This window comes from Clostridium sp. N3C (assembly GCF_900095445.1).
Classification (GTDB): Bacteria; Bacillota; Clostridia; order Clostridiales; family Clostridiaceae; genus Clostridium_AU.
Genome location: NZ_FMJL01000013.1, coordinates 26,754 through 53,483 on the forward strand (window position 1 = coordinate 26,754; position 26,730 = coordinate 53,483).

Here is a 26,730-nt window from a genome sequence, read left to right on the forward strand (position 1 = left end):
TATGGTTAATACTATTATATAAACATGGACATTGGGGAGGAATAACATAATGAAGGCTTCACTCTCTAAAAAAATTTTTTTCACACTATTTTTGATGATATTTATTTTAGTTTGTGGATATTTCCTATATATTTATCTAGGATTGAAAAAAATTGAAAAGGTAGAAATACCCCAAAGCAAAGAGGAACTAGGCATTAATTATGTGGAAGTAAAAGAATCACCTTTAGATATTCGCAACATAGCTCTTTTCGGTATTGACACAGGAAGAGAAAAGTACGACCCACCTCATTCCGATACTATAATCATTCTTACCATAGATAAACTTCATAACAAAATAAAAATCTCCTCTATATTAAGAGATTCTTATGTATTTATTGAGGGACATGGACAATCAAAAATCACGGAAGCTTATACCTATGGTGGACCCTTATTGGCTGTAAAAACCTTAAACCAAAATTTTAACTTGGATATAAAGGAATACATGACGGTAGATTTCAAAGGACTATCAAAAATTATTGATGCTCTAGGAGGAGTGGATATTGAGATAAAAAATAATGAAATCAAAGAAATTAACAAATGGACAAAGGAACTTGCCCAATTGCAAAATGTTAATCCTACTTATATCAAAACAAGCGGCGTTCAGCATTTAAACGGAATACAAGCGGTTGCCTATAGCCGCATAAGAAATTTAGGTGCTGGAGAATTTGATAGAACTTCTAGGCAAAGAAAAGTATTAACAGCTCTTTTTAATAATATCAAAGAAATAGACATTACTAGTTTTCCAAGTCTAGTCTGGGAACTTACCCCTTATGTAAGTACCAATATATCAACTAACGATATTCTTGCCCTTGCTTCTTCTTTGCTACTTTCTCCTCCACCGCTAGAAGAAATGAGATTTCCTATAGATGGGTACTGCAAAGGTACTACTATATCCGGTATTTGGTATTTAACTATGGAGCCTGATATAGAAACTACAGCAGATCAAATTACAAATTACATATATAATGATGTTTTGCCTACTCCAAAAGCCCCTCTTTTTTAGAGCCTTGTTTGGCTCTAAAATTTTATAATTTACTATAACTATAAAATAAGGAGACCCTAATGGATCTCCAAACTTACATTTATTCTACCTTTTATTAAACTTATTTATTGAAAATACGATAGGAGTAGCAATTAGTGTAGCTAATATGGCTTCTAATAAGCCGTTAAGAGCTCCTGCTGTAAGGAAAGCCTTACCGGTAACGCCTTTAGCTGAAATATATTTCTCTAAGTAAATTATGTAAATCATACCTAGCACTCCAACAGTATTAGTTAGAGAACCTAAAGCAGCTCCTAAGGCAACTCCAACGGTTTTATTAAACTTTGAAAGAAACTTGTACACATAAAATGGAACAATTCCTATCAAAATCCTTGGCAAAACAGATACTAAAGGATTATAAAATGCAAAAGATACTATAGTAGGATTGACAATATTCTGATATATACTAAATAGTCCAAAAATTAATCCTACTAGCCCTCCAGCTACAGGTCCTAGCAATATGGAACCTATAATTACAGGTAGATGCATAATGGTGAGTTTAAAAGGTTGTATTGGGATAAAGCCCAAGCCTGAAAGTCCCATTACTATGGTAATTGCCGATAGCAATCCAACTTTCACCATCTCGTTTGTACTAAGTCTTCTTGATACATTTTGATTTAACATTTCATTCCTCCTCGCTCTTATTCCCCTAAGGGATATAAGTCGTATTTAATTGATAATTTTTTAACAGTTCAGTTTCCCGCAATTAATCCAGGAATACCGACAAAATTTATTTTATCACGTAGATAGAATTTTGCAATAAAAATTTTATAGTAATAAGAATTTAGAAAATTAAATATATTTTAAAATACATCTTTAAATAAGTTAATCTATAGCATAAAACTTTTGGGAGGTCCATATGGGGAAGAATAAAAGTTTTAGACTAAAAAAGCGAGAAACTATTTTAACTTTAGTATTATTAGTTATGCTTTTGTATAGCGCTCCTCTAATTAAAATAAAAATTAATAGATTTAGAACCTTAAGTTCACTTAAAGTATTAAGCAATCAAGGTGTATATTTTATGACATATAAACTGGACTATAAATTAGATAATTACTTAAAAAGAGGATCAGAAAATATTAATCAATTATACGATTTTATAGATAAAGCTACTGCAATTCCTCTTATCAACAATAACAGCACCACCGTATATGCTCCTAAAATAGAAGATAATGAATCTTATTATGAAGATGAAGAATGTAGCGCTTTTTCAACCTTCGATAATAAAGGCAGTATGCTCTTTGCTAGAAATTTAGACTTAAAGGGTAAGCATCCAATATTAGCCCTCTATACTAATCCTTCTAAGGGCTACTCTTCAATTTCTATAGTTGAAATGACCACTTTAGGCTTAACCAATGATAATGGAAAATTACTTACTTCTTTAAAGCAATATGATGAAAGAACTCCTCTTCTACGGGCTCCCTACATGCCTAGAGATGGAATGAATGAAAAGGGCTTAGTAGTGGCTACTTTGAATGTTCCAAATGAAAAAATAATTTATGATATTTCTAAACCGGTATTAGGTCGTTGGCAAGTTCTAAGATTACTGCTAGATAAGGCAGCTACAGTAGAGGAAGCCTTAGCATTAATGAAAAACTATAATTGCTTTGATGGTTCTGTTCACTTCTTTATTGCCGACTGCTGGGGAAATTCTGCTGTAGTTGAGTATGTAGATGGAAAAATGAAAGTTATACGTTCAGATGAAAATTTTCAAGTAGTAACAAATTTTTATTTATCTAAGAAAGAAAGGTCTGGTAAAGGTAAAGAAAGATATAATACCGCTTATACTCTACTTAGCTCTACCAATGGTAATATAGATGAAGTAGATGCTATGAAAATTCTAAAATCAGTGAAAGAGGATTCTACCGTATATTCTATAATATATAATCAAGGAACCGGTAATGTTTATCTTGCGTATAATGGTAACTATGATAATGTATATAAATTTAATTTAAAAATTCAATAAGTGTTATATAACTGTTTATTACTGTCATATATTAACATATAAATATCTTGGAGGAGGTCCTTTTGATGTATGGTGATGAAATTATTCAAGAAATGATTGAGGGATTGCAGCAAAATGGAGAAATACGCTTAACCGATGGATTGAGGGAAATAAGTATACAAGCTTTAGAAGAAGTAGAAACTCTTTATATTACTAGTACCAACAGGGAATTTGATGATGCTGAAGAAGCAGTACAATGGGTTGTGGAACAATTGGGAGGTATTGAGAATGTAGAAGAATGGGAATGAGTTTTATATTCTTTCAGAAGTGATATAAATAAAGCTTGTTCTTAGCATTAAAATCTAAGAACAAGCTTTTTAATCTCTTATCAATCTTTACTTTTAAGTAGTTTTATAACATAAAGGAAAATATTTATGAAGTCAAGATACAAACTTAAAGCAGCAATAACTGCAAACTTGGATCTATAGCTTTCATCATAGGCATAAGCACTTTGATGAAAATGCTTAATTTTTTGCATGTCATAGGCCGTTAATCCACAAAATATTGCAATACCTAACAAGGATATAAACTTATTCATTCCAAGGAAGGCACTAGGTAATATAATACCAATAATTTCGATTAAGATAAGTCCTATTACTCCCATTATTAAAACTCTACCTAAAGTAGATAAATCTTTCTTAGTAGTAATACCAATCATAGCTGAGCAAAAGAACATTAATGCACATAGTCCGAAAGCTACAGATACAGTACCAAGACCATAAGCATAAAATACGATGCTTAAAGTAAATCCATTTAGAAATGAATAAACAAAGAACCATGTTCTAGCGGCAGAAATACTAAGCCTATCAATTCTTCTACTTAAATTCCATACCACAACCACTTCCAGTATCATTGCCACAAATATAAATGGTAATATTTTTATTAAATAATTCTCATTGCTAGTTATTAAAAGTTGAGTTCCTACTGCTGTAGCAAAGGTTACTAGTAAACCTAAGGCCATGATAAGCAAGGTTTTGGATATAAAATTACTCTCACTTTTTACATATAAATTTTCCATATAATCACCTCTCTTTGATTATAAAAATATTATAACATATAATCTCTTTTTCATAAATTTTATTTGTAAATTTAGCTTAAATTATGATATAGAATCCAAATTAACAGTTTCTTTTACCGGAAGTTTCCTGCAAGTAAAAATTATAACTTGATGTTCCTTAGAATACTCTTGTAAAAACTCCATTGCATTATGCAATCTACTTTCATCATATTGTATGAAAGCATCATCTAAAAATATGGGTACATTTGATTTCTTAAATATCAAATTACTTAAAGCTAAACGTAAGGAAAAATAAACCTGATCAAAGGTACCACCGCTAAGAAAATCTAAACTCCTCAAAGATTCCTCTTGTAGCACTTTTATTTGGTAATTATCCGCAGGAGATACCCTTACCTTATTATACTTACCCTTTGTTATACTACTTAAAATATTAGCAACTTCAGCATTAAGATTAGGAATAAAGTTACTTTGCACCTCTTGGAAAGCTTCATCTAATACTGTAGATGCTATCTTTGAAGCTTCATATAAGTTCTTTAATTTTGCTATTTGCTCCCTACACTGTTCAATCTCTTCTTCTACCATCCATAATTGTCTCTTATCTTTAAACCTAGTTTCAATTTTATGTTCTATATCCTTTTTTAGTTCTTTACTTTCAATAATTTTTCTATTTAGCTCAGCTATTTGCTCATCTAAACTATCTACAAGTTCATTTAGCTTTTTATCCTCTTTTTCTTGTGCTTCTTTAATATTGTCCAGTGCCTCTTTTAAATCTTCTATAAAGTTCTGGCAATAATTTAAATTATACATATTATCATTAAAGTTTTTAAAATTAGATAAAAGATGCTTTAACTCCTTTTCTGCACTAGTGAAGGCTATAAGTTTCTTTTCTACTTCATCAATTTTACTCTTGTATTGCTCCTGTAATTTATTGATAGCAAACTGCAGTTCACGGTATTCTTTTAATCTTATGTAAAAGTGCTCCATGTTGCTACAATCACACTGTTTAAATATTTTTTCAAAGTATTTTTGTATTTTATCTAACCTTTCCCAAGCCTTTGTAATCCTTAATTTATCTAGCTGTAGTTCCTTCTCCTTAAGGCTTATATTAATACCTTCTAATGTACTAATGGTACTTCTACAACTGTCCAGCTTATTCTTTAAATCCATATAACTTTCAACATGATACTTGCTATATAATTCCTTTAGCTTTTCTTCCACTTCCCTTTTCTCTTTTAATAAAAGCCCATCACTATTTGCTTCCGCTTTGGCTATAATTTGCAGCTCTTTAGTAGCCCTTTTATATTGGCTATACCCGTAAATACCCATTAATATACCTACAAATCCAATAATATCAGCAGTCAAATTTCTAGAAACTGCTCCATAAATTATTGCCAAGCTTATTAAAGAGCCTACTAATATTAAGAATTTAAAATTTTTCCTTTTGTCCTTTAAAATATCCTTTTTTAACTCTCTATTATCCTTTATTTTTTTCGACTCTATAGCATAGGATAAATGCTGTAGCTTTTCCTCAAGTCTTATTATAGTATTTTCTTCCTCAATAGTAATATTTAAAAGTTTAGCATCTTCTTGAAATTCACTGTTAAGATAAGCTATTCGACTTTGAAGAGCTTTTATTTCCTCTTCCAGCAAGGACTGTTGCTGCATAAGATTCTCCAATTCCTTTTTTTCCATAGCTAAAATATTTAACTTTTTATCTACATTTTCTTCCAATAATTGAAAACCTTCATAGTGATTAAGTTCTTCTTTCTCTCTTTCTAACAAGCTTTTTAGTTTTTTTGCTTCCTCTTCAATTACCTTCAAAGCTTCGTATCTTTCCTTATAAATAACAAAAGTTTCTGAAGCTTTATATATCAAATCTTCTGCTTCTTTAATAGTTCCATCATAGTATTTATCCTTAAAAATTCTTTCCTTTTCACTCTCCATAGAAGTATTTTTTATATCCCTTTTCCTTTTTAAAACCTGTTCTAAATTTTGCTCTAAAATTCTTATTTTATTCAAGTTTTCCTGGAGAAGTTTGCTATCCTCTAAATTGCTTCTGTGTAAAAGCTCTAACTCCTGCTGTTCCATCTTTAAGCTCATAATCTTATCTTCTAAAATATCAATCTTTCCTTGTTTTCTTGATCCTCTTAAGGATTTCTTATAATTTTCTAAAGCTAACTTAGCCTTGTTATAAGAAAGATCTTCTTGCCCACTCTCTTGAATATTGGAGAGTTTTTTCATAATTTCATCTTCCTTATCCATAGCTACCTTTGCACCTAATTGCTTTATAAACAAAGTTTTTTCAAAGGCATCTTCACCAAGTCCAAAAAGGTCCCTTCCTGGTTGATAGTTATCTAGATGCAGGGCCTCTTGCCCTGTAATAAAATCATATACTACTGTATGATCTTCTTTTTTCGTAGCGCCAAAAGTTCGCTCTATAACATACTCCCTTCCTCTTTCATCTTGGAAGGTCAGCCTTCCTTCTGCTCTGTTATCATACCAAGGAATATATTTTTTTCGTTCATTGTCTGCAATGGCCCTTTTCTGTGAATTCATGCCATAAAACATAGTCTTTATAAAATGCTGGATGGTGCTTTTTCCTGATTCATTGCTCCCATATATAATATTAAGCCCATCATTAAAGTCTAAATTTAAATCTTTTAATTTACCAAAGCTTTTAATATATATATTCTTAATCTTCATATTTTCTCACCACCCTGTAGTCTAAAGCTTCAACTCCCATTCTTAATGCCATCTTTAACTTTTCCTTCTCTTCCTCATCTTCTGCTAAACTTAACTTTTCAAGGATTTTCTTTACAAAGACTCCCTTAAGATTGTATTCTTGTGCCAAGGACTTATAATCAATTTTAGCTTCTGTTAAATCCACTATCTTAACATAATAGAAAGATTCCTTTAATTTATCCTCTAAAACAGATTTGTTTATAATAAACTCTTCATCAATTTGCCCCTTGAGAACTATTTTATATATGTCTCTTCTTATATCATCTAATATTTGAGCTTTGTCCTTCTTTTCATCATGTAAACCTAACTTTTTATTTATTTCCAAAAGGATATCATCATAATTTTCAACTCCAGAAATTTCCACCTGTAACTCATGCAAACGTCTTTTGCAAATTTCTTGAAATCCTAATTTTACAAAGCCCTTACCAACTTCACCTATAACAATTCCTTTAGGCCCTAATTCATCAAACCCCCTTCCCTCTACACAACCTGAATAAGACCAATAGGTCTTTCCATTTCGTTGTATTCCTGAATATTTGTGAATATGGCCTAAGGCTAAATAATCTAAACCACTATTATAAATGTCTGATTCCATAATAGGATTATAGTCAGAGCTACCATTGCCTTGAACCACATCACCGTGCATAACCATAATATTAATCTTCGAAGGATCTTCTACAGTAAAGTTTTTTAATAGACCTTCCCTCTCATAAGTGCTACCAAAGGATCTACCATATACACATACTCCTAATTCCTCCAGAGCAATCTTTTCCATATTAGTGCCAAATATATGCACATTTTCCGGCCAACTCACAGTATTATAATAGCTATTTTTGTCTAGAGGATCATGATTACCGGCACTAATGAAAATATGTATATGACTCACTTGTTCAAAATACTTTTTCATAACCTTTATTGTCTCATAGGTTACAGTTGAATTATCAAAGATATCTCCACTGATTAATATAAACTGAACCCCTTCATCCTTGGCCATTTTTATTATGTTAGCAAAGGTTTCTCTTAGGTCTTCCTTTCTTTTTTCCGCCATGTTTTTTTCATATTCCTTGAAAGGCGTATCAAAATGAAAATCACTACAATGTATTATTTTTACTGTGCTCATAAAGTCCTCCACAAACTAAAATTAATGAGGTACCAAAAGGCACCTCCTTAACAATTCCCTCTTATTTTTCAATAGTTTCTATCAGTTTCTCAATTTCTTTAACAGTTTCTTCAACAGAACCATTATTATCAATTACATAGTGACATTTTATAGTAGAAAAAAACTCTCTATCATGCTTTATTCTTCTTTCCACTTCTTCTTGAGCCTTTCTTAAAGCAGTAGCATCCATATTTTTATTTCCCTTTATATGCCGATTAAGAATTCTTTCTTTTCTAATACTCTCGTCTACCTCAATATAAATAAAGATTAAGTTAGCATCTGTAATCTCTCTTTCTAGTGCAATAACGCCAACAGGATCTATAGTATAAAAGGTTATTCCTTTACCTCTATATTGACTTCTTGTAGCAAAATAATGATGGCTGTCAAAAAAAGTATAGGCTATCATTTCGTCTTTATATTTTTCTACATCTTCCCTTGAAATAAATAGATGTCCTCTTTCATTTTCAAATCTTTTAGGCCTGTCGGTATAGCTTTCAATAACATTATAACCTTTTTCCCTGAAATGCTGGAGTATCGTAGTTTTTCCACTACCGGATTTGCCTATTAGTCCTATGATATGATCATTAGCCTTATTCTCCATTTTTACTACCTCCAAGCTTTAAAAATATACAAATAGCTATATAAATATCATACCATCTCATAGGGAATTATGTAAATGCTTAACTAAGCATATTTGAATTTATCACAAATTTATATAGGCCAATTTTTCTCAAAGTAAAAAACGCTAACTATTGCTGTGTTAACGTTTTTTACATCAAATATATTTATTAAAAATATAACCTAGTACCTATTCTTCTATCGTATTCAGACCAAGTATCCGGCTCTAATAGATCTTTAATCTGGCCTATTTTATTCATAGTAGCATCCACATAATCTGCAAAGTGGACTATATAAGCTTCTTCAGTGTTAGGAGCCTTTGGAGACCCATACTCTACTTTTCCATGGTGCTGAACTATACATCCTCTTAATCGATGTTTAAAATCCTCGCTATAAATATTTCCACCAGCCTTAAAGGCTTCTTCTATCATCCCCATGCCTATTACTATATGACCTTCCATTTCACCTCTCATAGTTACCTTAAAGGGTCCTTCTGTGTTATACTCCTCTATTTTACCAATATCGTGAAGCTTTGCAGCTAAAATTGCAATTTCCTTAAAGCGACAATCATATCTATAGGCTAACATCTTAGTTAGGTACATTACATTCAAAGTATGTTCTAATAACCCGCCTCTATAATTATGATGTTGACTCAATCCTCCGATACCATACTTAAATTTTTCAACAAAGTCTGGATTAGAAAAGAAGTAGGCATTTAAGCTTTGACTTTCTTTTGTTTTGAACTCTTCGCAGGATATTTGTTCTAGTTCCTGCATTAATTCATCAATAGGTCTATTTATAGAAGGAAGGTAGTGGTCTAACTTATAGTTCTTTTCAATTTTATACTCTGTGGCTTTAAGGATTCCATCCTTTGTAGCTTTTATAGTTATTACGTCTCCTACCTTTATACTATTACTTTTATCACAAATTAAGGCCCTCATTTCACCGGTTTTATCACCAATAAAGGCCGTTACATTTTCTCCATCAAAGGACAACTTTTTCATTACCATAAAACTATCATTAACTTTTGAACCATCTTTTATATCTTTAATGTATAGCTTCTTCAATAATACCACCTCTCATCTGAAAAACTCAATTTTAGTTTTTCCTAAGAGTAGGGATTTTATTAAGGATATAAAAACAAGGGAGACACACAGTCTCCCTTGCATTATTTTAAGTTTTCAGCAGCTTCTACTACCTTTTCTACAGTTATGCCAAACTTTTCAAATAGTAAGTTTCCAGGAGCAGATGCACCAAAGGTATCTATAGAAACTATATCCCCATCAAGTCCTACATATTTGTGCCATCCAAAGGAACTAGCAGCTTCTACTGCAACTCTCTTTCTAACTGACTTAGGTAGAATAGCTTCTTTATATTCTTCACTTTGTCTTTCAAAGATTTCAAAAGAAGGCATGCTAACTACTCTAGCCTTTATTCCTTTTTCGTTTAATATTTTTGCAGCTTCAACTATAAGTTGAACTTCAGATCCTGTAGCCATCAATATAATATCTGGTGTACCATTACTGTAGTCCTTAAGAATATAAGCACCCTTTAAGGCTTCTGCAGAACTTCCTTCTAATAGTGGCAAGTCTTGACGGCTTAATATTAAGGCTGTAGGAGCATCCTTTGTAGTTAATGCTGAACACCAAGCAGCAGCCACTTCTCTAGCATCAGCTGGTCTATAAGTGATAAAGTTTGGTATGCTTCTCAAACCTGCTAAATGTTCTATTGGTTCATGAGTAGGTCCGTCTTCTCCAACACCAATACTGTCGTGAGTTAGTATATAAATTACAGGAAGCTTCATAAGTGCTGACAATCTCATGGAATGCTTCATGTAATCGCTAAATACGAAGAAAGTAGATACAAAAGGAATTAGTCCACCATGAACAGCTATTCCATTTGCTATAGCTGCCATAGCATGTTCTCTTACACCAAAATGTAAGTTAGCTCCCTTTCTATCCTCTGCTGAAAAATCTCCCTTACCTTTCATGTAAGTCTTAGTAGAAGGAGCTAAATCAGCGGATCCACCAAATAGGTTTGGTATATATTCTATAAGTCTATTTAAAACTTCTCCAGAAGAGCTTCTAGTAGCAGCCTTTCCTTCAAACTTCCAAAGCTTCTCTTCTTTTAACAAGTCTACTGAAAGCTCCTTACTGTGGTAAGTTTCCCATAGCTTTGCTAAATCAGGATATTGCTTTTTATAATCTTCGAAAAGCTTATTCCACTCTTCTTCCGCTTTCTTTCCCTTTTCCTGTAAAGTAGACATATAATCTCTTACTTCCTGTGGTACATGGAACTCAACACCATAGTTCCAATTAAAGAACTCTTTTGTCTTTGCTATATTATCATCACCTAAAGGTTCTCCATGAGAAGAAGCACTTCCTTCTTTTGGTGAACCATATCCAATCTTTGTCTTTATTTCAATTAAGGTTGGACGATCTTTATCTGCCTTAGCTTCTTCTAAAGCTTTATTGATAGCTTCTACATCATTACCGTCTTCAACTAACAATACCTGCCAGCCATAAGCCTTAAATCTTTCTCCAACCTTTTCTCTAAAGGCAATGTCTGTGCTTCCTTCTATAGAAATATTATTTGAATCATACAATACTATTAACTTTCCAAGCCCTAAGGTTCCTGCTAAAGATGCTGCTTCACCTGAAATACCTTCCATCATACAGCCATCTCCAGCTAAGGCATAGGTGTAATGGTCTACTATTTCAAAACCTGGCTTATTAAATATGCTAGCAAGATGAGCCTCTGCCATAGCCATACCTACTGCATTAGCGATACCTTGACCTAGGGGGCCTGTAGTAATTTCAACACCTACAGTATGGCCATATTCTGGATGACCTGGTGTTTTGCTTCCCCATTGTCTGAAATTTTTTAAATCATCTATGCTAAGCCCATATCCAAAAAGATGCAACAATGAATATAAGAGCATTGATCCATGTCCAGCTGAAAGAATAAATCTATCTCTATTTACCCAATTTGGATTACTTGGATTATGCTTCATAACCTTTGACCATAAAGTATAGGCCATAGGTGCTGCTCCTAAAGGCAATCCTGGATGTCCTGATTTTGATTTTTGAATAGCTTCGATACTTAACATTCTTATTGTATTGATTGAAAGATTATCAATAGCGCTATTGCTCATATTTAAAGCCTCCTTTTAGTTATCTAGGTTGCTGGCTAAATACACCAAGGCAGCCATATGTAATTTAGTATTGGTAATTCCAACATCTATTCCATTGTATTTTATTGATTCATTTTAATCAATATTATATTTCGATTTTTTCTTATATATTTATATTTACTTCTTTATAATTTGGAAAACTAAATTACGAAAATAGTCAAATTTTAAAAAACAAATTTTCTGAATATTCCAAATTCACCGTTGACTTATCTTTATATTTTTCTTATAATATTATTAACAACTTCCATCAAATTAACATATATATTGCTTCTTAAATTAAATTTTAATATATTCCATATCATTTATAGGTAAGGGGTGATCAGCAAGTATCTAAATTTTAAAGATAGGGGATGATTCCACCAATATAATTTATTAAAACCTTTAGGGGTATGGAAATATTAATCTTAAAAGATGGGAGTGATGGACCGGATCCTTTAAAGTACATCAAGGAGGCTTAGTCCAATGTGGTAATAATTAATGAGATAAACTGAGATTAAAGAAGGCTTTTTCATAGCAATGTTATGAAAAAGCCTTTATATCTTTCTACTTCTTTCTTAGACCCTAATTAAATATTAATTAGTCAACTTTTTTAATCCTTCTTCAACTATTGCCTGCACTTGCTCAGTAAGATTCTTTTGATCTTCCTTAGACAATCCTGCAGTTTCTATAGGTTTATGAAACATTATTTTTATTGTATGACCGCTTACTTTCTTTCCTACTTCTAACACTTTATAAGTTCCATCTATTGTTACTGGCACTATTGGCGCTTCGGATTTAATTGCCATTTTCAAGCTTCCCTTTTTCATAGTTCCCATGGCGGAACTTAAGCTTCTAGTTCCTTCAGGAAAAATAACCATGGAATAGCCTTTCTTTATATTTTCAATTCCTTGGTTTATAGCCTTCATACCTTCTCTTGCGTTTGATCTATCTATAAATACAGTACCTATAGCCCTCACCCATGTAGGAATAAGGGGTAACTTTGATAGTTCCTTTTTAGCAATAAAACCAGTTACCTGATTCATAGATGCCAAAAGGGCAAAAACATCAAAAATTGCTTGATGATTGGCCACAAACACACACGGTTCATCCGGTATATTTTCCTCACCATATATCTGAAAATCTGTTTTAGTAATCTTTAAAATATGATTGGTCATTTCTTTAATTTTTTTAAAAGCATACTGAGCTGCCTTTTGTGGATCCTTTTTTTCTAAGTATTTCACTTTAACTAAAGCTGTACTTTTTAAAGTTAAATATACAGCAAAGTAACTATACCATAAAAATTTCAACAATATCACTCCCTGCATAAATATAACGTCATAATTATTAATATAGAATTGGTAGAGAAGTTATTGAAGTAATCCTTCTTAAATTATTGCCAAGTTTTCAAGGTCTTACTATTTTAATGGCTTTTGGAAGTATTTCAAGACTTATATCCCTAGCCCTAAACAATTCTCCATCAATATTTACAGATATCTCTTCTTCACTTTGTATTCTAATCTTCTTTGTTTTATAAAAGCTCACTTCTTTTATTGTATCATGAATTCCTTTAATTAGTCTTGGAAATAATCTAATAATTTTAAAAGGGCTTACTTCCTTGACATGGCAGATTTCAAAAGTTCCATCACATAATTCAGCCTTTGGCGCTACCATCATACCTCCACCATAGTATTTGCCATTAGCTACTGCCGTTAATAATGTTTCCTCGTATATATTTTTGTCATCTAATTGAATTTTTAACTTCTTACTTTTATATCCAAATACAGTGGTAAATATGCTGATCAAATAAGCAAACTTTGAAGGTATTAAGGGTAGTCTTTTTATCTTTATAGCATTATAGACTATTTCTGCATCTAAACCGACAGAGGCTATATTAATAAAATACTTATCATTACACTTTCCTAAATCCACTAATTCAAATTCCTTCTTAATACTAGTTATCAGTATGTCTTCTAAATCTTCCTTATTCGTTAAGCTTCTAATAAAATCATTCCCACTACCGCTTGGAATTATAGCCAAACTACTATCACTTTCAGCCATACCATTTAGAACTTCGTTTAGGGTACCATCTCCCCCTACAGAGTATACCCTCATAACCTCTTTGCTAGTATACTCCTTTGCAATTTCTCTAGCATGTCCAGCTTTTTCTGTAATTTCTATAATGTATTCTATTGATTCCTTCTTACAGGCTTTTTCTATCATTGGAATTATATCTTTTGTTCTTCCTTTACCTGCTTGAGGATTTATTATAAATAGATGCCTCATAGCACACACTCTCTTTCGTTTATAATTAGCTTGTCTAAACCTATTTTATTATATTAGCAGGTTTTAGTATAGTATATATTTATAAAGAGAATCAAACCTTTTACTGGTAATTAAATTCAAAAGCAAAAAATAGATATTTTTAAGCTACAAAGAAAAACTTCAGCCAAAAAGGCTGAAATCTTACTTATATAATAATCTTATAATTTTTTTACATTCATAGCTCTCATAGAATTTAAAACAGCTATCACTGTAACCCCTACATCACCAAATACTGCTTCCCACATGGTACCTAAGCCTATAGCAACTAATATCAGTATTAAAACCTTAACGGCAAGGGCAAAGCAAATATTTTGCAAAACAATTTTTCTTGTATTCTTTGCAATTTTTATTGCATCAACTATCTTATAAGGCTCATCGGTCATTATAACAACATCAGAAGCTTCTATTGCTGCATCAGAGCCTACCCCTCCCATTGCTATACCTATATCTGCTCTAGCCAAAACGGGAGCATCATTAATACCATCTCCTACAAAAATTAACTTCCCTTTTGTAGATTTTTCTTTTTCTAGCGACTCTAGTTTTTCCACCTTTTGATCTGGCAATAGTTCAGCATAAACTTCATCAAGCTCAAGCTCCTTACCTATTCTTTCTGCTACAAACCTATTATCTCCTGTTAGCATTGATGTCTTTCTTACACCTAGGGACTTTAGAGTTTTTATAGCCTCTGCAGAATCCTTTTTTATTTCATCTGAAATCACTAAATATCCTAAATATCTTTTATCAAGAGCAATATAAACTACAGTGCCAATAGCATCTATTTTTTTGTAGGCTATATTTTCTTTATCCATTAATCTGTAATTACCTGCTAAAATCTCTTTTCCTTCAACTAAAACTTTAACTCCCTGTCCTGAAATTTCTTCATAATTACTAATTTTACCTTTTATTATCTCTTTACCGTAAGCCTTTAATATAGATGTGGCTATAGGATGATTGGAAAAGGCTTCAGCATAAGCTGCATAGCTTAAAAGTTCATCCTTATTGACCTTATTTTCTGTCCTTATCTCTGTTACTTCAAAGACTCCCTTAGTTAAGGTTCCTGTTTTATCAAAGACAACCATCTCCACATTGTTTAATGCCTCAAGATAATTTCCACCTTTAACTAATATACCATTTTTAGAGGCTGCTCCTATTCCTCCAAAGAAACCCAAAGGTACAGATACCACTAAAGCACATGGACAAGATACTACTAAGAAGGATAAGGCCCTATATAACCACTGAGAGAAGGTTGCTCCTTCAACGAAAAGTGGTGGAATTATAGCTAAAGCTATGGCTAAGAACACTACAACAGGAGTATAAACTCTCGCAAACTTAGTTATAAACTTTTCCGTTGGAGCCTTCTTACTGCCGGCGTTTTCTACTAAATCAAGAATTTTTGCTACAGTAGAATCAGCAAATTCCTTTTCTATTTTTATTGTTAAGACAGCATTTTTATTAATTGCACCACTAAGAACTGCATCTCCTACTCCTACCCTAGTAGGCACTGATTCACCAGTTAAAGCGGAGGTATCTATCATGGAAGTTCCTTCTACTATAACTCCATCAAGAGGTACCTTTTCACCAGGTTTAACTATTATTAAATCCCCAAGGCTCACATCTTCTGGAGAAACTTTTCTTATTTCCTCATCAATTTTAAGATTAGCATAATCAGGTCTAATATCCATTAAAGCAGTTATGGATTTTCTTGAATTATTAACCGCCATATCCTGAAATATTTCTCCAACTTGGTAGAAGAGCATTACTGCCACTGCTTCAGGATATTCTTTAATAAGAAAAGCTCCAATGGTAGCCAAGGCCATTAAAAAGTTCTCATCAAACACTTCACCCTTTAATATATTTTTTCCAGCCCTTAAAACTACCTTTCCACCTACGATAATATAGCTTATAAGAAAGAGGATTAATTCTAATGTTTGAGGAAAATCAAAGGCTAAGGCTACTGCAAATATCAAAGCACCTATAGCTAGCTTTATTAGTTCCCCTTTTCCTTCTTGCTCTTCTTCCATCTTTTTCGAAGTGTTTTTATTTTGTAGCTCTATTACTTCTACCTCTGGTTCATGACTTTTCACTACTTCTTTAATCTTATTTACCATTTCCTTTGTAGAAACATCTTTATCTATTTGAATTGAAAGTTTAGTGTTGATAAAATCTACAGTAGCCTCTTCAACATCTACTAGCTTCTGAACTTCCTTTTCTATCTTAGCGGCACAGTTAGCACAGTCTAGTCCCTTTAAAATAAACTCCATTTTTTGATTGCTATTTTTAATCTTCTCCTTAACCTTCACATGAGCTTCAACCTCTGTGACAGTCTTTATAACTAAGGAAAGTAATTTATTCACATCACCATTTTCATTAACTTCAATAGTTAGGGTCTTAGTAGGAAAATTAACACTGGCAAAATGAATTCCTTCTAAATTAGAAACTCTTTGCTCTATTTTGGCAGCGCAATTAGCACAGTCTAGACCTTCTAATATAAATTGTCGTCTCAACTTGCCTTTACTATCTTTTATATTATTTGCTTCCATTTTAGATCCCCCGTTTCTATTACTATCTTTTCTCCAATATGTGATTTAGGCCTTGATCAAATATACTCTTAACATGATCATCATCTAAGGAATAATAAACTACCTTACCTTCCTTTCTGAATTTAACTAATCTAGCTTGTTTTAGTACTCTCAATTGATGAGATATTGCTGATTGAGTCATATTAAGCAAGGCTGCAATATCGCATACGCACATTTCCTCTTGAAATAATGCACATAGGATTTTTATTCGGGTAGTATCACCAAAGACCTTAAATAAATCAGACAGGTCGTAAAGCAGTTCTTCCTCAGGTATATGTTCTTTAACTTTGTCTACTATATCTTGATGTATGGTTAAACTATTGCAAATCTCCAAATTATCCTTTTCTCCCATCACTTTCACCTCTAATTTGAATATATGAATCATTGTTCATATATTCATTATATGCTTGTCAAATTTTTATGTCAATAAATCTAATAAAAATTCTTTTTTCAATTTATAAAAATCCTATAAAGTTCACTGTATTTTTTTATTTTTTAGTGCCATTATATTTAATGTCATTATGTTGACATATAAATATTGATTATTTTTCCACTATATGTTATAATTTCTGTGAAAAGGGGAGTAGCTAGGCATTGGCCTTTAACTATTCGTCATTACGGCGTAAGCCCGGATAGTTAGCTCGTATATAAAAATTTAAGTTTTTAAACTTAAATTTTTTACTTGAGTTAGCAAGACCTTTGTTTCACTAGAAATTATTGTGAGACAAAGGTCTTTTTTAATACTTTTAAGTATATCTAATCTAAATACCAGAGGAAATTTGAAAAAATCTAAATAATATTCTAAAAGAAAGGGTGTTGTTCATTGAAGTGGTTTACGAAAAGCCAAGAATCTATAATCGAAGAATTTGGCACAGACATCCTTAATGGATTAACCCACGAAGAAGTTGCCAAAAGACAAGAAAAATATGGACTGAATAAATTAGAAGGTAAAAAGAAAAAAACTATGTTTCAAATGCTCTTAGCCCAATTAAATGATGTACTTATATATATACTATTAGCTGCAGCGGTAATTTCTGTAATATTAGATGAGCCTAGTGACGCTATAGTTATTGCTGTAGTTGTGGTAATCAATGCAGTAGTTGGTGTAATACAAGAATCTAAAGCCGAGAAATCTTTAGAAGCTCTAAAGCAATTAGCAACCCCTAAGGCTATTGCTAAGCGAAATGGTGAATTGATAGAAATACCATCAGAAGAAATAGTTCCTGGTGATATTGTTATCATTGACGCTGGAAGATATATACCTTGCGATATCAGACTTATAGAAACCGCCAATTTAAAAGTAGAAGAATCAGCTTTGACTGGTGAATCGGTACCTGTAGACAAGGATGCCTCCATTAATTTAGAATCAGAAGATACTCCTCTTGGAGATCAAAAGAATATGGCCTTTATGTCTACCCTAGCTACTTATGGTCGAGGAGTAGGTATAGCCGTGGCTACCGGTATGGATACGGAAATAGGAAAAATAGCAAAAATGTTAGATGAGCAAGAAAATGAACTTACTCCCCTTCAGAAGAAGTTAGCTCAACTTGGTAAATTCTTAGGTGCCGGTGCTATTATTATTTGTCTTCTTATGTTTGTCGTTGGAATATTAAGAGGTAACCCTCCTCTTGAAATGTTATTAATAGCTATAAGCTTAGCTGTGGCTGCTATACCTGAAGGCTTGGCCGCTATAGTAACCATTGTTCTAGCTATAGGTGTTCAAAAAATGATAAAGAAAAACGCTATAGTTAGAAAGCTCCCCTCTGTTGAAACCCTAGGTTCTGTTAATATAGTTTGCTCTGATAAAACTGGAACACTTACCCAAAACAAAATGACTGTTATGAAGTATTATGCTGATGGAATTTTAAGCCCTATAAATACCATGGATATTAAAATTCCAAGCCATAAGCTCCTTCTTGAAAACATGATGCTTTGTAATGACGCTACCTATACAGAAAACTCAAAAACAGGTGATCCTACAGAAATAGCTTTACTAGAAATGGGTGTTAAATTCAATATAACCACAGAGGAATTAAATAAAAACCACAAAAGAGTTATGGAAATTCCTTTTGAATCCGATAGAAAGTTGATGACTACAGTAAATAAATATAATGATGAATACTATGTAATGACCAAAGGTGCTATCGATAATCTATTAAATATTTGTACGAAGGCCTATGTTAATGGTAAAATTCTTCCCCTAACAGATGATATTAAGACCGATATTATGAGTAGCTCCAACGCCATGTCCGATGATGCCTTAAGAGTTTTAGGAGGTGCCTTCAAGGTAATTACTAGTACAGAGGTTGAAATAGATAGTCTTGAAAAAGATTTAATCTTCATAGGCTTAGTGGGCATTATTGATCCACCTAGAGAGGAAGTTAAAGATTCCATTGCTCTATGTAAACAATCCGGTATAAAAACCATAATGATAACAGGAGACCATAAAAATACCGCCTTTGCTATTGCAAAGGAATTAGGTATCGCAGAGGACGAGTCTCAGGCTATCTTTGGTACAGAACTTGATAAGATGAGCGATGAAGAGCTTAGCTCTAAAATAGATAACTTAAGAGTATTTGCTAGAGTTTCACCGGAACATAAGGTTAGAATAGTAAAAGCCTTTAAGTCAAAGGGAAATATAGTATCCATGACCGGTGATGGGGTTAACGATGCTCCTTCACTTAAAATGGCAGATATCGGTGTTGCCATGGGTATTACTGGAACCGACGTTGCTAAAGGTGCCTCCGATATGGTTCTAACAGACGACAATTTCTCTACTATAGTTACTGCTATTGAAGAAGGTAGAAATATCTTTAACAATATTAAGAAATCTGTACTTTTCCTATTGTCTTGTAATGCTGGTGAAATAATAGCTTTATTTTTCGCAATAATACTAGGTTGGGAAGCTCCTTTGCTATCTATCCACATTCTTTGGGTTAACCTTATTACAGATACCCTTCCAGCTTTGTCTTTGGGAATGGATCCCGGTGATAAAGATGTAATGAAGGAAAAACCTAGAGATCCCGATGAAAACTTATTTGCCCATGGCGGCGGCATTAAGGTATTACTTAACGGATTGTTAATCGGTCTATTAACCTTAACAGCTTTTGTTATTGGTGCAAAAATGTACACAGGTACCAAAAACATACTTCCTCTGTTCCCAGCAAATATATCTGAAGAGGCTCTAAGACACGCAAGAACTATGGCTTTCGTAGTACTTAGTGTATCCCAATTGTTCCATTCCTTTAATATGAGACATCCGGATAAGTCTATATTCCAATTAGGCCTCTTTAGCAATAAATACTTAATTGGAGCTGTTATAATAGGTATTTTGCTACAAGATATAGTAATAACAGTGCCTTTCTTAAGAAATGTTTTCAATGTCTATGATCTGTATATGAAGGATTGGCTCATTGTAGGTATACTTTCTGTAATGCCTCTTGTTATAAATGAAATTGCTAAACTCATAAAAAGGGCCACTGCAAGATCATAGTATAGATCCAAATTACTAGAACTAATATTATAAATCATATATTTCAAAGGCTGATGCAAAGTAATAAGCTTTTCATCAGCCTTTTTCCTTTAATATAAAATAAAAATTACTCTAATATCTCAGAACTTATGTTTAATATCTAAAAATATTGACTAATTTCTTCATTGTTGTAAAATAATTTTATCTTTATGAAAATTGGGGGGCTTGCGAATATGTTAGGAACTATTATAAATTTCCTTGCAATTATTGCCGGGTCTATTTTAGGCTTATTGCTAAGAGGGGGTATTTCTGAAAGATTTAATAAAACTATAATGCAAGGTTTAGCTTTATGTGTACTACTAATTGGCATTCAAGGATCCTTAAAGGCGGAAAACACCTTAGTAGTAATTATATGTATGGCTTTAGGTGCTCTTATAGGAGAAGCTATAGATATAGATAAGGCACTGAAAAAACTAGGAGATAAAATAGAATCTAAATTTAACAATACCAATAGCAAGATTTCTGAAGGATTTGTTAGTGCTAGCTTACTCTTTTGTGTTGGTGCCATGTCCATTGTAGGTTCCTTGCAAAGCGGACTTCAAAATGATCACAAAATTCTTTTTTCTAAATCTATATTAGATGGCATAAGCTCCATAATCTTCACTTCAACATTAGGTATTGGGGTAATGTTATCTGCCGTTGTTGTACTAATTTATCAGGGCTCAATAACTTTAGGAGCATCCTTTCTTGTGCCTATATTAACAGAAGCTGTAAAATTAAATATGGAAGCTTGCGGTAGTCTTATAATCATAGGTTTAGGTTTAAATATGCTAGGAGTAACAAAAATAAAAGTAGCTAATTTGCTTCCTGCAATATTCTTGCCTATACTAGCACCATACATAATAAATCTATTTCACTTTTAGTTAAAAGAGCTATTAAATTATTTTTTCACTGGGTTGTTGCACTATTCTATTGTGTAGCAGCCCTCTTCTTTTTTTATCAAAAAATCCTACCTTAAAATCTTATTTTACTCAAGGATCAATATTTAAAAATATACATAATTATGTTATAAATTGATATTTTATGTTACTTATCATATGATATAAGTAAGGAACCCTTTGGAGGTGCTAAACTTATGTTTGTAGGAAGAAAATATGAATTGGAACAACTGAATAAATTATATACAAGAGATGGCTTTCAATTAGTAATATTATATGGACGGAGAAAGGTTGGAAAAACTTCTCTAATTAAAGAGTTTGTAAAAGACAAAGATACTCTATATTACGCTATGGATGAAAGCAATGAAGCATCAGCTATGGATAATTTTAATAAATTAATATGTAATTTTTTCAATATCAACGAAGAATCTTCTCCTATTATTAGCTGGGAGGACTGCCTAAAAACTATCGCTGATAATTGTGGTAATAAGAGAATAGTAGTAGTTTTAGAGGAACTTTCATATATAGGCCAAAACAATGCTTTATTTCTATCCCAACTAAAAAAAGCTATAGAATTCTATTTTAAAGCTACTCAAATCTTTCTTATAATTAGCGGTTCTGCCAATGGATTCATGGAAAAGACCTTTCTAAATCCTAAAAGCTCCCTTTACGGCTTACAAACTGCTCAATTTAAGATAGAACCCTTTAGCTTTTTTGAATGTTCTCATTTTTTTCCATATCTCTCCATTGAAGAAAAAATCATCTATTACTCTACTCTAGGTGGCATTCCTCAATATGTAATGCAATTTGATTATAGTAGAGATTATGAGACCAATGTAATGGAATTTATTCTAAATAAGAGTTCCTATCTTTTCAACGAACCAGAAAATTATTTAAAAGCTCAAGTTGAAGATATTAACTTTGCTAATAAAATTCTCTCCTTACTATCTAAGGGAGATTATAACTTAGAAAGGTTTCATAATAAAAATATTTCAACTGGAGAAGATTTGATTTTAATGATTAAGAAATTGAAAAAATTAAATATAATCAGTCGTAGACGATCTGTAGGTATGAGTATTGTTAGACCATGGAGCTTTTATAGACTAGAGGATAACTTCTTTAGATTCTGGTATAGATTTGTTTATAAAAACCGAGGTCTAATTGATATGAATATGATAGATTATTTATTTCAAAATAAAATAAAAAGAGATTTAAACAGCCATATTGGATATGTTTTTGAAGAAATTTCAACGGAATATCTAAAAAAACTCAACTCTGAGTATAAACTTCCCTTTGTATTTGAAAGTATAGGAAGCTGGGTTGGATATAATCCAGTTCTACAAAAGCCCTCACAATTGGACATTGTGGCCACTAGTTATGATAGTGTTTTAGTTGGTGAATGTAAATGGAGTCAAAGCTTAACCACCATTGATGTACTAGAAAATCTAGTTCTTAAAGCCGAAACACTAAAGTATAAAAATAAGTATTATTGCTTATTTAGCAAATGTGGTTACGACAAAAAAGTTTTGGAGTATGTAAAAAATAAGAATAACTTTTATTTATTCACCTTAAAGGATATAGATATTTAATATTGTGAAAAAATTATAAAACACTGTATAAATTTCCTTACCTTGTCAATAATTAAGATATACAAAGGTAAAGGAAGTGATAATATGAGCAAAAATAAAAAAATTGGATTAGCGGTTCTATTAGTAATAGGAATTCTTATATGCACTTGGAGCATTTATAATTCTATAACAACTATGTCTCAAAACAATAATTCTACAAAACAATTGACAGATAATAATTCTTCTAACACTAATAATGGTAGTCCTACAATAATTGATGGTGAAGAAAGCAATGAAAATACCTCAAAGTCAACTAAGAAAAATTCCTCCGATGAAGATGCATTTAGCAATAGTCTTAAGGAAAGCTCAGAAAAATATATCATTTACACTGTAGAAAAAGATGAAACTTTAAAAGACATATGCGAAAAATATTCAGATAAATGTCCCATTCCTGTTTTGTCTAAAGCTATACTTCAAATAAACAACTTAAGTAACTCCAGCAAAATTAGTGAAGGTAATAAATTAAAAATACCTGAAAAATACATTAGTACTGGAATCAAATATACCGTTAGAAATGGCGATTCCCTTTCCTCTATTGCTATGCACTTCATGAAGGATTATGACTATTCTGAAGCCTTAAAAATAATTAAACAAGATAATTTCTTATCCTCTGATACTATAAAGGTAGGAGATGAACTTTTCATTCGTAATTATGACTCAATAGAGGTTAGCAGTCAGTTAGAGAATAAAGATACCAAAAATAAAGAAGATAAAAATGATAAAGAGGACAAAGCTTCCAGCAAAAAAAGTACAGAGGATAGCAAAGATAAAGATAAAGATGAAAACAAAGATAAAGAAACTATGAACCAAAATGTGGATAAATCAAAAAACAATGCTACTTTAAATTCACTTACTAATAGAATCGGAAACTTAGTAACTTATACAGTGAAGAAAAATGATACTTTAAACTCAATAGCTAAAAATTATGAAAACACTTGTCCTGTGCAAGTAGCCAGTAAAATTATTTTGCAAATCAATAATTTAGATAGTAGTTCATCTATAAAGGAAGGTATGAAAATTAAACTACCGGAGAACTATTTATCAAAAGGTAAAATATACAAGGTTAAGGCTGGAGATACCCTATCAAATATAGTAGCAGAAAATATGCCTAACATTGACCATGATCTTGCTTTAAAGATTATAGTGGAAGATAACGATATAAAAAACCATACTATATATCCAAATCAAGAACTATTTATAACATCAATAGAAAAATAATTATACTATTATAAAAAATAGCCCAACTTTATGTTGAGGCTATTTTTACTATTTTCAGTTTTGTCCAACTTCTTCTAATTGATAGAAAGAATTTCTTTAACTACCTGTTTCATTTCATCCTTAGAGCATACTTTCTTATGCAATATAGGTCGCTTTTCTATGTCCTTTACTGCTCTTGGTATTTCTACCCCACTTAATTTACACATTTCATTTATTAAAGATATTTCGTCAATTTCCTTATATTTTTCATCAACGGCTCCCATTACAGCACTGTTGAACTTATAAGGGCTAGCTGTTGAAGCTATAACTGTAGGAGTATTATCCTTAGTTTCTTCTATATACTTTTTATAGGCTGTATAAGCTACAGCAGTGTGAGTATCTATTAAATAATGATCCTTATTGAAAACCTCTCTTATGGCTTCAAAGGTATCTTCTTCTGAAGCATAAGCACCAAAGAAATCTTTTAATCCTGCTTTCATATCATCATCTATCTCATAATAGCCTTCAGTGGCAAGACCTTTCATTAAAGCTGTCACCTTGTTAGAATCTTCTCCACTAATAAAGTAAAGTAATCTTTCAAGATTGCTAGATATTAATATATCCATAGATGGTGATGAAGTTAGGACAAATTCCCTTCTCTTATCATATATGCCCGTCTTAATAAAATCATATAGAACCTTATTTTCATTAGAAGCACAAATTAATTTATTAATAGGTAACCCCATCTTTTTAGCCAAATATGCTGCCAATATATTACCAAAGTTTCCTGTAGGAACCACTATATTTATTTTGTCTCCTAAAGCAATGTCGCCTTTTCTTACCAATGTCAAATAGCCATAGAAATAATAAGCTACCTGTGGAACTAATCTTCCTATGTTTATAGAGTTGGCAGAAGAAAACATACTGTTATTTTCTTCCATAGCTTTTTTAAATTTCTCATCATTAAATATAGCCTTAACCCCATTCTGTGCATCATCAAAATTTCCCTCTATACCAATTACATAGGAATTAGAACTTTCATGAGTAGTCATTTGAAGCTTTTGAATTTGGCTAACTCCCTTCTCTGGGAAAAATACTATTATTTTTATACCTTCTACATTTGAAAAGCCTTCTAGTGCTGCCTTACCGGTATCCCCTGAAGTTGCAGTAAGGATAACTACTTCTTTATTTATATTATGCTTTTTTAAAGATGTGGTAAGTAAATGTGGTAAAATTGAAAGTGCCATATCCTTAAAAGCTATAGTTGGACCATGGAAAAGCTCTAAGAAATATGCACCACCGGCCTTTCTTAAAGGTGCTATATCTTCATGATCAAATTTCTTATCATAAGCTTTATTAACACAATTCATTAGTTCTTCTTCAGTAAAGTCTGTAAAAAATTCTTTCATTACTGTGTATGCTACTTCCTTATAGCTCATATTGATCATGGAGCTTAAATCTACAGACAGTGTAGGAATAGCATTTGGTACATAAAGACCTCCATCCATTGCAATTCCAGCAATTATTGCTTGGCTAGAACTTATTAACTCTCCATTACCTCTAGTACTTTTATATAATACTGACATAAAATCACTCCCCAATAAAATAATCCATTAATTTACAGCCATCTTGGAAAAATAAGCCTGACTTTGCAGCTCCATCTTCATCAAAGTTATAAGGATTTGCAATTTCTTTTCTACTGTCATATATTAAAAATGGTACTGGATCACTGGTATGAGTTCTCAATGTTAAAGGTGTTGGATGGTCCGGCAACACCATTATTTTATAATCTTCTGAAGCCTTGTCTAATTCCTGTATCAAGAACCCTGCAATTTTTTCATCTATTAGCTCTATTGATTTAACTTTATTATCTCTTTCATTTCTATGTCCACATTCATCTGGCGCTTCAATATGTATATATACGAAATCCTTTCCCTTATTTAAAGCTTCTAAAGCAGCCTTTGCCTTTCCAGTATAGTTGGTGTGAACATTTCCTGTGGCTCCTTCCACTTCTATTACCTCAAGATCAGCACACTTACCTATTCCTTTAATTAAATCTACGGCAGATATAACTGCTCCCTTTAATCCATACTTTTCATGGAATTTTGTAAGCAGAGGCTTTTTCCCTTCGCCCCAAATCCATATAGAATTTGCTGGTTTTAATCCTCTTTTTATTCTATCTAAATTTATAGGGTGTTTTTCCAGTATATCTACACTTTTCTCCATCATTTCTAATAGTACTTTACTATCCTTACCGGTAGGCAAATATTCTTCAATTTTTCTACCGATAATATCATGAGGAGGTATTAGCTTATAATCTGAAGGGGCTTTATCCCAAACTAAAAGATGTCTATAACTAACACCTGCATAAAGCTTCATCTCTTCAGTTTCCAGTTCCTTCTTTAAATCTTCAATTAATATGGCTGCCTCTTCAGTAGTTATTTCATCTGCACTGTGATCTAGCATGATTCTATCCTTATAATTTTCAGCTTCAGATAAAGTAACCACATTACATCTAAAGGTTACATCTGTGTCCTTTAAGTCTATACCCATACTGGCTGCTTCAAAGGGTGAACGACCAGTATAATATAGCTTAGGGTTATAACCCATTACCGCTAAATTTGCAGTATCACTTCCTGGAGGCATACCTTCAGGTATAGTATTTACTAAACCAACTTCTCCTTTTGATGCAAGGTAATCAAAGTTATTTGTTTTAGCATATTGAAGAGGTGTTTTATTACCTAGTTCTTCAACTATATAATCTGCCATGCCATCTGCAAGGATAACTACATATTTCAAAAT

General features: G+C 32.1%; 20 protein-coding genes. 7 read left to right on the forward strand and 13 right to left on the reverse strand.

Annotated features, from left to right (window positions below):
* Nucleotides 1-49: 49 nt before the first annotated feature.
* Nucleotides 50-1,042, forward strand: a complete 993-nt coding sequence (locus N3C_RS06040; protein WP_074365159.1) for an LCP family protein — start codon at nt 50-52, stop codon at nt 1,040-1,042.
* Nucleotides 1,043-1,126: 84 nt separating this feature from the next.
* Here the strand turns inward: N3C_RS06040 and N3C_RS06045 are convergent, their stop codons facing one another.
* Nucleotides 1,127-1,702 (reverse strand): ECF transporter S component, encoded by a 576-nt coding sequence (locus N3C_RS06045; protein WP_074365160.1) that lies wholly within the window; start codon nt 1,700-1,702, stop codon nt 1,127-1,129.
* Between the two features lie 235 nt (nt 1,703-1,937).
* On the opposite strand from N3C_RS06045, the gene N3C_RS06050 reads away from it, so the two are divergent.
* Together N3C_RS06050 and N3C_RS06055 are read left to right on the forward strand one after the other, a co-directional pair.
* The gene (locus tag N3C_RS06050) at nt 1,938-3,044 is read left to right on the forward strand and encodes a linear amide C-N hydrolase (protein ID WP_074365161.1); all 1,107 of its coding nucleotides are present in this window, start codon (nt 1,938-1,940) and stop codon (nt 3,042-3,044) included.
* 65 nt (nt 3,045-3,109) lie between these two features.
* Nucleotides 3,110-3,331 (forward strand): hypothetical protein, encoded by a 222-nt coding sequence (locus tag N3C_RS06055; protein WP_074365162.1) that lies wholly within the window; start codon nt 3,110-3,112, stop codon nt 3,329-3,331.
* Between the two features lie 80 nt (nt 3,332-3,411).
* Here N3C_RS06055 and N3C_RS06060 read toward each other — a convergent pair whose 3' ends face one another.
* The 10 genes from N3C_RS06060 to N3C_RS06105 form a co-directional block, all read right to left on the reverse strand.
* Nucleotides 3,412-4,101, reverse strand: coding sequence for a Bax inhibitor-1/YccA family protein (locus N3C_RS06060; RefSeq protein WP_074365163.1), 690 nt, complete (start codon nt 4,099-4,101; stop codon nt 3,412-3,414).
* Between the two features lie 81 nt (nt 4,102-4,182).
* A complete protein-coding gene (locus tag N3C_RS06065) occupies nt 4,183-6,804 on the reverse strand; it encodes an ATP-binding protein (RefSeq protein ID WP_074365164.1) in 2,622 nt (873 codons plus the stop codon).
* Complete coding sequence (locus tag N3C_RS06070) at nt 6,794-7,963, reverse strand: metallophosphoesterase family protein (protein WP_074365165.1); 1,170 nt, start codon at nt 7,961-7,963, stop codon at nt 6,794-6,796. Before N3C_RS06070 ends, N3C_RS06065 begins: the two co-directional genes overlap by 11 nt.
* Nucleotides 7,964-8,024: 61 nt before the next feature.
* The gene (locus tag N3C_RS06075) at nt 8,025-8,603 is read right to left on the reverse strand and encodes an AAA family ATPase (RefSeq protein WP_074365166.1); all 579 of its coding nucleotides are present in this window, start codon (nt 8,601-8,603) and stop codon (nt 8,025-8,027) included.
* 187 nt (nt 8,604-8,790) lie between these two features.
* Nucleotides 8,791-9,687, reverse strand: a complete 897-nt coding sequence (locus N3C_RS06080) for an HD domain-containing protein (RefSeq protein ID WP_074365167.1) — start codon at nt 9,685-9,687, stop codon at nt 8,791-8,793.
* A gap of 101 nt (nt 9,688-9,788) precedes the next feature.
* Nucleotides 9,789-11,774, reverse strand: a complete 1,986-nt coding sequence (gene tkt, locus N3C_RS06085; RefSeq protein ID WP_074365168.1) for a transketolase — start codon at nt 11,772-11,774, stop codon at nt 9,789-9,791.
* A 611-nt stretch (nt 11,775-12,385) separates the two neighbouring features.
* The gene (locus N3C_RS06090) at nt 12,386-13,108 is read right to left on the reverse strand and encodes a lysophospholipid acyltransferase family protein (RefSeq protein ID WP_242944048.1); all 723 of its coding nucleotides are present in this window, start codon (nt 13,106-13,108) and stop codon (nt 12,386-12,388) included.
* A gap of 88 nt (nt 13,109-13,196) precedes the next feature.
* Nucleotides 13,197-14,075: a diacylglycerol/lipid kinase family protein gene (locus tag N3C_RS06095; RefSeq protein WP_074365170.1), complete on the reverse strand. Its 879-nt coding sequence runs from the start codon at nt 14,073-14,075 to the stop codon at nt 13,197-13,199.
* Between the two features lie 197 nt (nt 14,076-14,272).
* A complete protein-coding gene (locus N3C_RS06100) occupies nt 14,273-16,654 on the reverse strand; it encodes a heavy metal translocating P-type ATPase (protein ID WP_074365171.1) in 2,382 nt (793 codons plus the stop codon).
* Nucleotides 16,655-16,676: 22 nt separating this feature from the next.
* Complete coding sequence (locus N3C_RS06105) at nt 16,677-17,045, reverse strand: ArsR/SmtB family transcription factor (RefSeq protein ID WP_074365172.1); 369 nt, start codon at nt 17,043-17,045, stop codon at nt 16,677-16,679.
* 471 nt (nt 17,046-17,516) lie between these two features.
* Between N3C_RS06105 and N3C_RS06110 the strand changes: the two genes are divergently transcribed.
* The 4 genes from N3C_RS06110 to N3C_RS06125 all read left to right on the forward strand — a co-directional run bounded on the left by N3C_RS06110 (nt 17,517) and on the right by N3C_RS06125 (nt 23,949).
* Nucleotides 17,517-20,186, forward strand: coding sequence for a cation-translocating P-type ATPase (locus tag N3C_RS06110; RefSeq protein ID WP_074365173.1), 2,670 nt, complete (start codon nt 17,517-17,519; stop codon nt 20,184-20,186).
* Between the two features lie 212 nt (nt 20,187-20,398).
* Nucleotides 20,399-21,088, forward strand: a complete 690-nt coding sequence (locus tag N3C_RS06115) for a DUF554 domain-containing protein (protein ID WP_074365174.1) — start codon at nt 20,399-20,401, stop codon at nt 21,086-21,088.
* Between the two features lie 212 nt (nt 21,089-21,300).
* Nucleotides 21,301-22,692: an ATP-binding protein gene (locus tag N3C_RS06120; protein ID WP_074365175.1), complete on the forward strand. Its 1,392-nt coding sequence runs from the start codon at nt 21,301-21,303 to the stop codon at nt 22,690-22,692.
* Between the two features lie 84 nt (nt 22,693-22,776).
* Complete coding sequence (locus N3C_RS06125; protein WP_074365176.1) at nt 22,777-23,949, forward strand: LysM peptidoglycan-binding domain-containing protein; 1,173 nt, start codon at nt 22,777-22,779, stop codon at nt 23,947-23,949.
* 74 nt (nt 23,950-24,023) lie between these two features.
* Here the strand turns inward: N3C_RS06125 and thrC are convergent, their stop codons facing one another.
* Entirely contained in the window at nt 24,024-25,514 is a 1,491-nt protein-coding gene (gene thrC, locus N3C_RS06130; RefSeq protein WP_074365177.1) for a threonine synthase, read from the reverse strand.
* 4 nt (nt 25,515-25,518) lie between these two features.
* Nucleotides 25,519-26,727: a cofactor-independent phosphoglycerate mutase gene (locus N3C_RS06135; protein WP_074365178.1), complete on the reverse strand. Its 1,209-nt coding sequence runs from the start codon at nt 26,725-26,727 to the stop codon at nt 25,519-25,521.
* Nucleotides 26,728-26,730 lie beyond the last annotated feature (3 nt).